The organism is Pseudomonas sp. LFS074 (assembly GCF_047978165.1).
GTDB lineage: Bacteria > Pseudomonadota > Gammaproteobacteria > Pseudomonadales > Pseudomonadaceae > Aquipseudomonas > Aquipseudomonas putida_P.
Genome location: NZ_JBFPFV010000001.1, coordinates 1,080,128 through 1,091,865, shown reverse-complemented (window position 1 = coordinate 1,091,865; position 11,738 = coordinate 1,080,128). Strand labels below are relative to the sequence as shown.

Annotated in this window: 13 protein-coding genes; 3 read left to right on the top strand and 10 right to left on the bottom strand. The window is 62.5% G+C overall.

Annotation, left to right across the window (positions count from 1 at the left end; translation table 11 throughout):
• Positions 1–95 precede the first annotated feature (95 nt).
• Positions 96–1,046: a 23S rRNA (adenine(1618)-N(6))-methyltransferase RlmF gene (gene rlmF / locus ACNQP3_RS05030; RefSeq protein WP_012270677.1), complete on the top strand. Its 951-nt coding sequence runs from the start codon at positions 96–98 to the stop codon at positions 1,044–1,046.
• Positions 1,047–1,096: 50 nt separating this feature from the next.
• On the opposite strand, the gene ACNQP3_RS05025 is transcribed toward rlmF, so the two are convergent.
• The gene (locus tag ACNQP3_RS05025) at positions 1,097–1,378 is read right to left on the bottom strand and encodes an HU family DNA-binding protein (RefSeq protein WP_003255106.1); all 282 of its coding nucleotides are present in this window, start codon (positions 1,376–1,378) and stop codon (positions 1,097–1,099) included.
• A gap of 370 nt (positions 1,379–1,748) precedes the next feature.
• Here ACNQP3_RS05025 and yejK point away from each other — a divergent pair, with 370 nt between their 5' ends.
• On the top strand, positions 1,749–2,756 hold the full coding sequence (gene yejK, locus ACNQP3_RS05020; protein WP_012270676.1) for a nucleoid-associated protein YejK: 1,008 nt from the start codon (positions 1,749–1,751) through the stop codon (positions 2,754–2,756).
• Here the strand turns inward: yejK and ACNQP3_RS05015 are convergent.
• The 4 genes from ACNQP3_RS05015 to ACNQP3_RS05000 form a co-directional block, all read right to left on the bottom strand.
• Positions 2,704–3,045 (bottom strand): GIY-YIG nuclease family protein, encoded by a 342-nt coding sequence (locus tag ACNQP3_RS05015; protein WP_012270675.1) that lies wholly within the window; start codon positions 3,043–3,045, stop codon positions 2,704–2,706. The genes yejK and ACNQP3_RS05015 overlap by 53 nt on opposite strands.
• Positions 3,038–3,514 carry a nuclear transport factor 2 family protein gene (locus tag ACNQP3_RS05010; RefSeq protein WP_060493433.1) on the bottom strand — a complete coding sequence of 159 codons (477 nt, stop codon included), beginning with the start codon at positions 3,512–3,514 and terminating at the stop codon, positions 3,038–3,040. Before ACNQP3_RS05010 ends, ACNQP3_RS05015 begins: the two co-directional genes overlap by 8 nt.
• 71 nt (positions 3,515–3,585) lie before the next feature.
• Positions 3,586–4,866 (bottom strand): CynX/NimT family MFS transporter, encoded by a 1,281-nt coding sequence (locus ACNQP3_RS05005; RefSeq protein WP_012270673.1) that lies wholly within the window; start codon positions 4,864–4,866, stop codon positions 3,586–3,588.
• A gap of 13 nt (positions 4,867–4,879) precedes the next feature.
• Positions 4,880–5,530 carry a FadR/GntR family transcriptional regulator gene (locus tag ACNQP3_RS05000; RefSeq protein ID WP_012270672.1) on the bottom strand — a complete coding sequence of 217 codons (651 nt, stop codon included), beginning with the start codon at positions 5,528–5,530 and terminating at the stop codon, positions 4,880–4,882.
• Positions 5,531–5,668: 138 nt separating this feature from the next.
• Here ACNQP3_RS05000 and ACNQP3_RS04995 point away from each other — a divergent pair, with 138 nt between their 5' ends.
• The gene (locus ACNQP3_RS04995) at positions 5,669–6,919 is read left to right on the top strand and encodes an alkaline phosphatase family protein (RefSeq protein WP_069942220.1); all 1,251 of its coding nucleotides are present in this window, start codon (positions 5,669–5,671) and stop codon (positions 6,917–6,919) included.
• Here the strand turns inward: ACNQP3_RS04995 and hisC are convergent.
• From hisC to ACNQP3_RS04970, 5 genes are all read right to left on the bottom strand, one after another.
• Entirely contained in the window at positions 6,867–7,913 is a 1,047-nt protein-coding gene (gene hisC, locus ACNQP3_RS04990; RefSeq protein ID WP_060493436.1) for a histidinol-phosphate transaminase, read from the bottom strand. The genes ACNQP3_RS04995 and hisC overlap by 53 nt on opposite strands.
• Before the next feature lie 2 nt (positions 7,914–7,915).
• The gene (gene hisD, locus ACNQP3_RS04985; RefSeq protein WP_012270669.1) at positions 7,916–9,241 is read right to left on the bottom strand and encodes a histidinol dehydrogenase; all 1,326 of its coding nucleotides are present in this window, start codon (positions 9,239–9,241) and stop codon (positions 7,916–7,918) included.
• A 126-nt stretch (positions 9,242–9,367) separates the two neighbouring features.
• The gene (gene hisG, locus ACNQP3_RS04980) at positions 9,368–10,003 is read right to left on the bottom strand and encodes an ATP phosphoribosyltransferase (protein WP_012270668.1); all 636 of its coding nucleotides are present in this window, start codon (positions 10,001–10,003) and stop codon (positions 9,368–9,370) included.
• A gap of 92 nt (positions 10,004–10,095) precedes the next feature.
• The gene (murA, locus tag ACNQP3_RS04975; protein ID WP_012270667.1) at positions 10,096–11,361 is read right to left on the bottom strand and encodes a UDP-N-acetylglucosamine 1-carboxyvinyltransferase; all 1,266 of its coding nucleotides are present in this window, start codon (positions 11,359–11,361) and stop codon (positions 10,096–10,098) included.
• Positions 11,362–11,384: 23 nt separating this feature from the next.
• Complete coding sequence (locus tag ACNQP3_RS04970) at positions 11,385–11,624, bottom strand: BolA family protein (protein WP_003255121.1); 240 nt, start codon at positions 11,622–11,624, stop codon at positions 11,385–11,387.
• Positions 11,625–11,738: the final 114 nt, after the last annotated feature.

Sequence of the window (11,738 nt, the reverse complement as noted above, 5' to 3'; positions counted from 1 at the left end):
CGCCGGTTTGAAGGGCGCCGCTATCCTGTAGGAGCGGCCTTGTGTCGCGAAAGGGCTGCAAAGCAGCCCCACGGCCTGCAACACCGGATCCGACCATGACAGAAAAACCCACCCTGCACCCGCGCAACCGCCACCAGGGCCGCTACGACTTCCCCAGCCTGATCAAGGCCCACCCTGACCTGGCCCGCTTCACCATCACCAACCCCCACGGCAAACCCAGCATCGACTTCGCCAACCCCGAAGCCGTGCGGGTGTTCAACCGCGCCCTGCTCAAGGCCCAATACGGCATCCAGCACTGGGACATCCCCGCCGACTACCTGTGCCCGCCCATTCCAGGTCGCGCCGACTACATCCACGTGGCCGCCGACCTGTTGGCCGACGACAATGCGGGTGAGGTCCCCAAGGGCGCCCAGGTACGTGCGCTGGACATTGGCGTAGGTGCCAATTGCATCTACCCGCTGTTGGGCCACAGTGACTACCGCTGGCGCTTCCTCGGCTCGGACATCGACCCGGTGGCACTGGCCTCGGCCAAGGCCATCGTCCAGGCCAATGGCCTGGGCAAGGCCATCATCCTGCGCCAGCAGGCCAACCGTGCACACATCCTCAGCGGCCTGCTGCAAGAGGGCGAACGCTTCGACCTGACCCTGTGCAACCCGCCCTTCCATGCCTCACGCGACGAAGCCACCCGCGGCAGCCAGCGCAAGTGGAAAAACCTGGGCAAGCAGGACCCCAAGCGCAAACTGCCCGTGCTCAACTTCGGAGGCCAGAACAATGAACTGTGGTGCGAAGGCGGCGAAATCCGCTTTGTCAGCCAACTGGTTGGCGAAAGCGTGCAATATGCCGAGCGGGTGCTGTGGTTCACCAGCCTGGTGTCCAAGGCCAGCAACCTGCCAGGTATCGAGGCGGCGCTGAAAAAGGCGGGCGCCAAGGCCGTGCGCATCATCGAGATGGGCCAAGGGCAGAAACAGAGCCGCATGGTCGCCTGGAGCTTCCATGACGCCGCTGCGCGCCTGGCCTGGCACGCCCAGCGTAAATCACAGGCATGAAAAAACCGCGCCCGGGCAAGCCGGGCGCGGTTTCGTCAACGCTTCAACAATTACTTGTTGATGGCGTCGGTCAGCACTTTGGCTGGAACGAACTTGACGACTTTCTTGGCAGCGATTTCGATGGCAGCGCCAGTCGAAGGGTTGCGGCCGGTACGGGCAGGACGCTCGGAGACTTTCAGCTTGCCAATGCCTGGCAGAGTGATTTCAGCGCCGTTTTCCAGTTGGTCGGCAACGATCTGGCCCAGTTGCTCCAGAGCGTTCTTGGCGGTGGCTTTTGGCGCGGCGATCGATTCGGCGATGTCGGCAATCAGTTGGTCTTTGGTCAATGCCATGGTGGTGTTCCTTCCCTATCAAATTCGATGGTTATGCAGCGAACTACGACGTTATCGGGCCAGCCCCTTTTAGTGGAGGGCCGCGCCAATCGCGTATGTAGATACGTAAATCGGCGTTTGGTTCGACACGACGAAAGCACGCTGCCAGCAATGCGCCACACGAGGGGCGCAAGACCGCGCAAAACTACCACAGGAATGGATAAATATCCGCTGCACGCTTCGATTTAATGCAGGTTTTTCGGGGGTTTTAGCTTAATTCGTACAAAATTGAACAAAAAACGAACAACCGACATATCTGCCAACATACGGCCACTGCATCACCTTGCGTGTAGGGTAAACTTGGCGACTTTTGCAGCTCGCCGAGAATTCCATGCCAATTCGTCATTGCATCGTTCACCTGATCGACAAAAAGCCCGATGGCAGCCCCGCCGTGCTGCATGCTCGCGACTCTGAACTGGCGGCCTCCGATGCCATCGAAAACCTGCTGGCCGACCTCAATGACAGCTATAACGCCAAGCAAGGCAAGGCCTGGGGGTTTTTCCACGGCGAATCGGGGGCCTACCCGCTGAGCGGCTGGCTCAAACAGTACCTGGATGAGGAAAAGGACTTCACCGCCTTCAGCCGCGTCGCTGTCGAGCACCTGCAGAAGCTGATGGAAGAGTCCAACCTGTCCACCGGCGGGCACATCCTGTTTGCCCACTACCAGCAAGGCATGACCGAGTACCTGGCAATCGCCCTGCTGCACCACAGCGAAGGCGTGGCGGTGAACGCCGAGCTGGACGTCACCCCGTCACGTCACCTCGACCTTGGCCAGCTGCACCTGGCGGCGCGCATCAACCTGTCGGAGTGGAAGAACAACCAGAACTCCAAGCAGTACATTTCGTTCATCAAGGGCAAGAACGGCAAGAAGGTCTCGGATTACTTCCGCGATTTCATCGGCTGCCAGGAAGGCGTTGATGGCCCGGGCGAAACCCGCACCCTGCTCAAGGCCTTCAGCGACTTTGTCGAAAGCGAAGACCTGCCGGAAGAATCCGCCCGCGAAAAGACCCAGACCCTGGTCGAGTACGCCACCACCCAGACCAAGCTGGGCGAACCGGTGACGCTGGAGGAACTGTCCAGCCTGATCGACGAGGACCGGCCCAAAGCGTTCTACGACCATATCCGCAACAAGGACTACGGCCTGTCGCCGGAAATCCCCGCGGACAAACGCACACTGAACCAGTTCCGCCGCTTCACCGGGCGCGCCGAAGGCCTGTCGATCAGCTTCGAGGCGCACTTGCTGGGTGACAAGGTTGAATATGACGAAGCTGCGGGCACCCTGATCATCAAGGGGCTGCCGACGACGTTGGTCGATCAGCTGAAGCGCCGCAAGGACTGATTCCCCCAACGCCTTTGAAGGAGGCCACCAGTGCCTCCTTCGCCGACTTGCGCAGCCGCTTCACCAACCGTTCCTGGCGCAACGCTTCGCCTTTATCCGGCCACTGCTCCACATACACCAGCGCCTGGGCCGGGCTGGTCTTGAAGTAGCGGGCGCCCTGCCCCTTCTGATGTGCCACGAAGCGCCGTTGCGGATCATCGCTGATGCCGCAATACAACGAGCCATTGGCCGCCCGTACCAGGTAGACAAACCAGGGTTTACCAACCACAGGTTCGACGACTTCACTCACCTTGGGCCTGCTGGAAGGCGCGCAAACCCTTGAATGCTTGCAGGCGGACCTTGTTCTGCAACAGCGGCGACCAACCCAGCAACATGCCGGGCACCCCAAGCGCCTGCCGCGACCAGCGCCACAGGTCGAACGTGTCGTCATGCTGGCAGATCAGCCCATCGCGAATGACAAAGCGCGCCTGGATGTCATTGACCACGACACGGCCGGTCTGGCTGAACAGGTAGGTTGCCACCCAGTGCGCAGCACCCGTGCGCTCATCAGCGCGGACGCTGTCGAACGTCAGGGTGAAGTTTTTGGCGCGGCTGGTGAGCATCCGCCACATATCGCCCGCGTCCTTGCCGCGCAGGGTCCCGAACACCGGGTCGCTGAAAACGATATCGTCGCTGTAGCAGGCCAGCATGGCCTCGGCATCCAGGCGCTGGAAGGCCTGGTAGAAGCGGGTGATCAGGTCGCGGTTGGCGTCGCTCATGGGGGCTGGTCCGTCCTCGGGTCGAAAGCAGCACGATAATCCGCCCCGAAGGCTTATACCAGTGCCGGCACTCAGACCTTCTCGCTTGTCACCTGTACATGCAACGCCCGCCCGGCACCCAGCCCGAACACGATGGCGCCAGTACCCAGCACCGCGAAAATCCACCCCACTGCCGCCCAGCCCCCGGTCATGTCATGCACCAACCCCACCGCAAATGGCCCCATTGACGCCAGGGTGTAACCGACCCCCTGGGCCATGCTCGACAGGTTTGCCGCAACGTGCGCGTCCTTCGAGCGCAGCACGATCAAGGTCAGCGCCAGGGCAAAAGTACCGCCCTGCCCCAGACCAAGCACCACGGCCCAGCCCCACAGCCCGGAGATCGGTGCATACAGGCAACCGAACAACCCCGCCAGGGTGATCAACATGACCACCACGATAGCCAGCCGTTGGTCCTTGCCACGGGTGGCCAACCAAGGTGCTGTGAGCGAGCTGATCAACTGCACGATCACCGAGCCCGACAGCACCAGCCCCGCCTCGGTCGGGCTTAGGCCGCGGCCGATCAGGATCGACGGCAACCAGCCAAAGACGATGTAGGCCAACGACGACTGCAGCCCCATGTACAGGGTCACCTGCCAGGCCAGCGGGTCGCGCCACAGGCCACGCACGCGATAGGCAACCTTGTGCAGGCCATGCCCGTGCCGGGCCTGAGGCAGCCACACCAGCATGGCCAGCAAGGCCGGCAGCCCCCAGAAGCCCAGCCCCAGCGCCCAACTACCGTCGAAATGCTGGGCCAAGGGTACGGTGGCCCCCGCCGCCATGGCCGCGCCCAGGCACAAAGCCATGGTGTACACACCGGTCAGCGTGCCAGCGTGCTGCGGGAAATCGCGCTTGACGATACCCGGCAGCAACACGCCGATAATGCCGATGCTGGCACCCGCCATCAGGCTACCGAGAAACACCCCGGTGACGCCAAATGTGCTTCGCACCCCGATACCCAGCGCCAGGGTAACCAGAATGCCGACGATCACCCGCTCGCTGCCAAAGCGCCGTGCCAGCGCAGGCGCCAGCGGCGCGAACAGGCCCAGGCACAGCACCGGCAAGGTGGTCAGCAAGCCTGCCTGCGAGGCATTGAGCCCCAGGCCCTCGGACACCTGGCCCAGCACCGGCGCCATGCTCGACAGCGCCGGGCGCAAGTTCAACGCCACCAGCACCAGGCCCAGCAACAAAAACCAGGGCCGCCTCAGCAGCACGGGCTGCTGCTGCACCTGCTCGTCGTCAGCTTCAGCGTCGATCAGCAGCTCATCGAGCTCGCGCTCCTTTGGCGGGGTATTGCGTGTGATTGATTCAGCCATGGCCTTCTCGGAGTCAGGATTCGATGAGGGTACGGCTCAGGCGCTTGGCCCGCTCCGCGTCGCGTTGCTCGATGGCGTCGAGGATCTGCCCATGCAGGTCGAACGTGGCCTGGCAGCGTGGCACGGTCGCCATGTTGCGCTGCAGCGCGGCAGCCACCACCCCGGAAAAGTAACGATACAGCTCGCTTAACGCCGGGTTGTGGGCGGCATCGACCAGCCGTTGGTGAAACACCAGATCACACGTCACATAGGCATCGACATCCCCGTGAAAGTGCCCGGCACTGCCTGCCAGGGCATCACGTAGCGCCTGCAGGTCGGCGTCGGTACGTCGCAAGGCCGCCAGGCCGATAGCCTCGGTTTCGAGGATATGGCGGGTTTCACGGGCCTGCTCGGGGGTGCAGCGCGACATTGCCTGCACCGCCTGCAGCGGGTCCTGGGCCGTGCGCAGGTAGCTGCCATCACCCTGGCGGATTTCTACCAGGCCACTGAAAGCCAGCACGCGCATGGCCTCACGGACGGTGTTACGGCTGATGCCCAGCTGCAGGGCCAGTTCCGGTTCGGTCGGCAGGCGCTGGCCGACCTGCCAGTCGCCCAAAACGATGCGTTCGCGCATACGTTCAACCGCCAGTTCCACCAAGGAACGCTTGGTCAATTCTGTACTCATGCCACTCAACCAATCATCCGATGAATTTGCGCAGCTTACTGGATAGCGGGCAACGCCGTAAACCACCTGTCATTTCTGCCAGTTGTGGGCATAGGCCTTTGTTGCAACGCTCACAACGTACTCTCAAGGTATACGTTGATGCGACGCGTGAACCTGTTGTTACTGCTGCTCCTGGCCCTGCTGCCGGGCTGCGAGCCGGCCCGGCATCCAAGCCAGCCCAAAGCCTTGTTCATTGGCCTTGGCGGCGTGCAATTGCAGCAGTACCTGCAACTGGGCGACGCCACCAACTTGGCGCAACGGCTTTACTACGGCAAGGCCTACGCCGGTGGCATCAATGGCACGGCCAGCGAACAACCGACCTTGAGCGGTCCCGGCTGGGTCACCTTGCTGACCGGCGTGTGGAGCAACAAACATGGCGTTGACTCAAACGCCGACTCACAGCGGGTAAACCCGGCCTTTCCCAGCCTGTTCAAGCGGTTACGCCAGGCTTTCCCTAACGCTTACCTTGCCAGCATCGTCAACTGGCCCCCCATCAACACGGCATTTCTGCTGGAAGACGCGCACGGCGCCGACGTGCGCGAAAGTGGTTTGACGGATGCACAGGTGACCGAACGTACGTTGCAGATCCTCGGCAATACACCTGCCGACTTCACCTTCATTCAACTGGACGAACCTGACCAAGTCGGCCACAACGAGGGTTACGGCCAGCGCTACCTGCAGGCATTGCGCAAGGTGGACATCGAGATCGGGCATTTACTGGACAAGGTGGACCAGCGGCGCCGCATGTTCCCGCAGGAAGACTGGCTGGTTATCGTCAGCACCGACCACGGCCGGGATTATTGGGGAAAAGGCCACGGCAGCGTTTCAGAGCAGGAGAAGAGCATCTTCATCGCCAGCAGCAAGCCGCTGAATCAGGAACTGACCGAACTGAGCATTCCCGCAGAAATGCCTGGCCCCAACAACCTGTATGGGCTACCTGCGCAAACCTCGGTAGCGCCCACGGTGTTGCGCCACATGGGCCTCAAGCTGCAGCCGGAGTGGCTACTGGACGGCACACCTTTGCTGGGCAACACCGGCGTACGCAAGGTGCGGGCCGATGAGAACACAGGGCGGCTGCGCTGGAACAGCAACGCCGATGGCTACCTGACGATCATCAAGAACGGGCAAGTGGTTGCCCAGGTAGCAGCCAGCGACGGGCAATGGACTGATCCGGAGGGCATGGGAAAGCAGAACGATTATGTGCTGGTGCTCGATGGTACACCGGCGGCGGTGCGCAACCGGCCGGCGGCCAAGGCGTTCGTCACCCCAGGCCGCCCCGCGAAGGCTGCGGATACAGTCAGCTCAACGCGTCCAGCAGCGCCTGGTTCATCTCCGGTGTACCGATGGTGATACGCAGGAACTGGGCGATGCGTGGCTGTTTGAAGTGGCGCACGATCACGCCCTGCTCGCGCAGCCGTGCCGCCAGCTCGCCGGCATCCTGCTGCGGGTGGCGGGCGAAGATGAAGTTGGCCGCTGATGGCAACACCTCGAAGCCCTTGGCCTGCAGCTCGCCGACCAACACTTCGCGGCTTTCGATCACCTTGCGGCAGGTTTGCTCGAAGTACTCGCGATCCTCGAACGCCACCGCCGCGCCGACGATGGCCGCACGGTCCAACGGGTAGGAGTTGAAGCTGTTCTTGATTCGCTCCAGCGCCTCGATCAGGTCGGGGTGCCCAACCGCCAGGCCAACGCGCAAGCCTGCCAGCGAACGCGACTTCGACAGCGTCTGGGTCACCAACAGATTATCGTAGCGGTCCACCAGGCTGATGGCCGTTTCACCACCGAAATCAATGTAGGCCTCATCCACCACCACCACCGAATCACGGTTGGCCAGCAGCAATTGCTCCACCGCTTGCAGCGGCATCAAGCAGCCGGTCGGCGCGTTGGGGTTGGGGAAGATGATGCCTGCATTGGGCTTGTTGTAATCCTCGATGCGGATCTGGAACTGCTCGTCCAGCGCCACCTGTTCGAAGGCGATACCGTACAGGCCACAGTACACCGGGTAGAAGCTGTAGCTGATATCGGGGAACAGCAGCGGTGCATCGTGCTGGAACAGACCGTGGAAGATGTGCGCCAGCACCTCGTCCGAGCCGTTGCCGACAAACACTTGCGCCGGTGTCACGCCGTAGTACTCGGCCACCGCTTGTTTGAGGCGATCACCGTTCGGGTCCGGGTACAAGCGCAGGTTGTCGTTCAACTCGCCACGCATGGCCTCCAGCGCCTTGGGCGACGGGCCATAGGGGTTTTCGTTGGTGTTCAGCTTGACCAGGCGGGCCAGCTTGGGTTGCTCGCCCGGCACGTAAGGCACCAGGTCCTTGACGAAGGGGCTCCAGAATCGACTCATGCTCAGTTCCCCTTGTCTTGGGTCAGGATACGGTATTCGGCGCTACGGGCGTGGGCGGTCAGCGACTCGCCACGGGCCAGGACCGAGGCGGTGTGGCCCAATTCGGATGCACCCTGCTCGGAGCAGAAGATGATCGACGAACGCTTCTGGAAGTCATACACCCCCAGCGGCGACGAGAAGCGCGCGGTGCCGGAGGTGGGCAGCACGTGGTTGGGGCCGGCGCAGTAGTCGCCCAGCGCTTCGCTGGTGTGGCGGCCCATGAAGATCGCGCCAGCGTGGCGAATGTGCGGCAGCCAGGCCTGCGGGTCGGCCACCGACAACTCCAGGTGCTCCGGGGCGATGCGGTTGGCCACATCCATGGCCTGCTGCATGTCACGCACCTGGATCAGCGCGCCACGGCCATTGATCGACTTCTCGATGATCTCGGCACGCTCCATGGTCGGCATCAGCTTGTCGATGCTGGCGGCAACGCGGTCGAGGAAGGCGGCATCCGGGCTAACCAGAATGGCCTGGGCGTCTTCGTCGTGTTCGGCCTGGGAGAACAGGTCCATGGCGATCCAGTCCGGGTCGGTCTGGCCGTCGCAGACCACGAGGATTTCTGACGGGCCGGCGATCATGTCGATGCCTACCTGGCCGAACACGTGGCGCTTGGCGGTGGCAACGTAGATGTTGCCAGGGCCGACGATCTTGTCGACCTGCGGCACGCTTTCGGTACCGTAGGCCAGCGCAGCGACAGCCTGAGCCCCCCCGACGGTGAACACACGGTCGACACCGGCGATGCACGCGGCGGCCAGCACCAGTTCGTTGACCTCACCACGCGGGGTCGGCACTACCATCACCACTTCGGCCACGCCGGCAACCTTGGCCGGGATGGCGTTCATCAGCACCGACGACGGGTACGACGCCTTGCCGCCTGGCACGTACAGGCCAGCACGGTCCAGTGGGGTGACTTTCTGGCCGAGCACGGTGCCGTCGGCTTCGGTGTACTGCCAGGAGTCCTGCTTCTGCCGTTCGTGGTACATGCGCACACGGTTGGCGGCCTTTTCCAGGGCTTCGCGCTGGATAGGGGTAATGCGGGTCAGCGCCAGTTCCAGGCGTTCGCGGTTGAGGATCAGGTCTTCAATCGACTTCGCATCGACACCATCGAAACGCTGGGTGAATTCCACCAGCGCGGCATCGCCACGCTCACGCACGGCCTTGATGATGTCGAGCACGCGCTGGTTGACCGCGTCATCAGACACACTTTCCCAGCTCAGCAGATGATCCAGATGTCGGGCGAAATCCGGATCAGCAGCGTTGAGACGGGCAATTGCAGTGGACACGGTCATGGCGAGGGCCTCGATTATTAGCGAATGCTCAGGCGCCCTAGGCTACCAGTCCATCCGCGCGGGCACCTGAGAAAAATGGCTATGACGCGGATAGACGGGCGCGACAGCGAAGGCCGCGCTCAGGAATCAGCCGCGGTGTCGCGATTCGACCGCTTGGCGCAGCGTGTCGATCAAGTTCTGGATGCGGGCGTGCTGCATCTTCATGGAGGCTTTGTTGACCACCAGGCGCGAGCTGATCGTGGCGATCAGTTCCTGGGGCTCCAGGCCGTTGGCACGCAGGGTGTTGCCGGTGTCGACCACGTCGATGATCTTGTCGGCAAGGTTGATCAGCGGTGCCAGCTCCATCGAGCCATACAGCTTGATGATGTCGACCTGGCGGCCTTGTTCGGCGTAGTAGCGCTTGGCTACGTTGACGAACTTGGTGGCCACACGCAGGCGGCCCTTGGGCTCGGGTGCGCCGACCACGCCAGCGGTCATCAGCTTGCACTGGGCAATCTGCAGGTCCAGGGGCTCGTACAGGCCCTGGCCGCCGTACTCCATCAGCACGTCCTTGCCGGCCACACCCAGGTCGGCAGCACCATGCTCGACATAGGTCGGCACATCGGTGGCACGCACGATCAGCAGGCGCACGTCGTCCTGCGTGGTGGGGATGATCAGTTTGCGGCTCTTGTCCGGGTTCTCGGTCGGCACGATACCGGCCTCGGCCAGCAACGGCAGGGTATCGTCGAGAATACGGCCTTTGGAAAGCGCGATGGTCAACATTGGAACGTCGGTCCTTAAGCGGCTGCTGCCGGCCAGGTCATCGACCTGGCCGCATTCAATTCGAAAGGTGCGTCCTTGCACCAGCGGGCTATTTAGCCCGGTACGCGGCGGATTTTTGCGCCGAGCATCTGCAGTTTCTCTTCGATACACTCGTAACCACGGTCGATGTGGTAGATGCGATCGATCAACGTATCGCCTTCGGCAACCAGCGCCGACAATACCAGGCTGGCGGAAGCTCGCAGGTCGGTGGCCATGACCGGCGCGCCTTTCAGCGCCTTGACGCCGGTGACGATGGCAGTGTTGCCTTCGACCTGGATCTGCGCGCCCATGCGGTGCATTTCGTAAACGTGCATGAAGCGGTTTTCGAAGATGGTCTCGATCACCGCGCCAGTGCCTTCGGCAATGGCGTTCAGCGAGATGAACTGCGCCTGCATGTCGGTCGGGAACGCCGGGTACGGGGCCGTACGCAGGTTGACGGCTTTGGGCCGCTTGCCGTGCATGTCCAGCTCGATCCAGTCTTCGCCAGTGTTGATGTCAGCGCCGGCTTCCTTGAGTTTTTCCAGTACGGCTTCAAGGATGGTCGGGTCGGTGTCCTTGACCTTGACGCGGCCACCGGTCACGGCGGCGGCGACCAGGTAGGTACCGGTTTCGATACGGTCCGGCATCACACGGTAGTTGGCCGAGTGCAGGCGCTCGACGCCATCGATGGTGATGGTATCGGTGCCAGCGCCCTGGACGTTGCCGCCCATGGCGTTGATGAAGTTGGCCAGGTCAACCACTTCAGGCTCGCGCGCGGCGTTCTGCAGCACGCTGCGGCCCTTGGCCAGGGCTGCGGCCATCATGATGTTCTCGGTACCGGTCACGCTCACGGTGTCGAAGAAGAAGTGCGCGCCACGCAGGCCACCTTCAGGTGCCTTGGCCTTGATGTAGCCGCCTTCTACTTCGATCTTCGCACCCATGGCCTCAAGGCCGCGGATGTGCAGGTCGACCGGGCGCGAACCAATGGCGCAGCCGCCAGGCAAGGCCACTTCGGCTTCGCCGAATCGGGCAACCATCGGGCCCAGCACCAGGATCGAGGCGCGCATGGTCTTGACCAGTTCGTAAGGCGCAACCAGGGTCTTGATGGTACGTGGGTCGATCTCCACCGACAGCTTTTCGTCGATCACAGGCTCGATGCCCATGCGCCCGAACAGCTCGATCATGGTGGTGATGTCGTGCAGGTGTGGCAGGTTGCCCACGGTGACCGGGCCATCGGCCAGCAGGGTCGCCGCCAGAATCGGCAGGGCTGCGTTTTTCGCGCCCGAAATGCGGATCTCGCCGTCAAGACGAGCGCCGCCAGTAATAATCAGTTTGTCCATTGGAATCTCGCCGCCAAGTTGGCTCAGGTGCGCTCAGCCCAGGCTGCGCTGCTGAAAAATTTCATGGTTACCGCATGGATGCTGCCATTGGCGATCCACGGATTCAGGTGAGCATAGATCGCCTGCTGGCGTTTGACCGGGCTCAGGCCAGCCAACTCGTCGCTGATCACGTTCAACTGGAAGTTGCAGCCTTCGCCTTCAACTTCGACCCGGGAACCCGGCAATTTCTCTTCAAGGAAGCTTTTAACTTCTACGGCCTGCATGCTCAACCTCAATCGGCGCCCGATGCGCACGGGTCGGCCATCATACAAAAAAGCCCCTCGCCTGCGAAGCCCAACGAAGGCTTCGCTGACCGAGGGGCCATCATCCGCGCCGGG

Coding starts and splice junctions, on each gene's coding strand:
- hisC (WP_060493436.1), bottom strand. CDS start 7,913: ATGAGTCGATTCTGGAGCCCCTTCGTCAAGGACCTGGTGCCTTACGTG.
- ACNQP3_RS04995 (WP_069942220.1), top strand. CDS start 5,669: ATGCGACGCGTGAACCTGTTGTTACTGCTGCTCCTGGCCCTGCTGCCG.
- rlmF (WP_012270677.1), top strand. CDS start 96: ATGACAGAAAAACCCACCCTGCACCCGCGCAACCGCCACCAGGGCCGC.
- hisD (WP_012270669.1), bottom strand. CDS start 9,241: ATGACCGTGTCCACTGCAATTGCCCGTCTCAACGCTGCTGATCCGGAT.
- ACNQP3_RS05025 (WP_003255106.1), bottom strand. CDS start 1,378: ATGGCATTGACCAAAGACCAACTGATTGCCGACATCGCCGAATCGATC.
- ACNQP3_RS05010 (WP_060493433.1), bottom strand. CDS start 3,514: ATGAGCGACGCCAACCGCGACCTGATCACCCGCTTCTACCAGGCCTTC.
- ACNQP3_RS04970 (WP_003255121.1), bottom strand. CDS start 11,624: ATGCAGGCCGTAGAAGTTAAAAGCTTCCTTGAAGAGAAATTGCCGGGT.
- ACNQP3_RS05000 (WP_012270672.1), bottom strand. CDS start 5,530: ATGAGTACAGAATTGACCAAGCGTTCCTTGGTGGAACTGGCGGTTGAA.
- murA (WP_012270667.1), bottom strand. CDS start 11,361: ATGGACAAACTGATTATTACTGGCGGCGCTCGTCTTGACGGCGAGATC.
- yejK (WP_012270676.1), top strand. CDS start 1,749: ATGCCAATTCGTCATTGCATCGTTCACCTGATCGACAAAAAGCCCGAT.
- ACNQP3_RS05005 (WP_012270673.1), bottom strand. CDS start 4,866: ATGGCTGAATCAATCACACGCAATACCCCGCCAAAGGAGCGCGAGCTC.
- hisG (WP_012270668.1), bottom strand. CDS start 10,003: ATGTTGACCATCGCGCTTTCCAAAGGCCGTATTCTCGACGATACCCTG.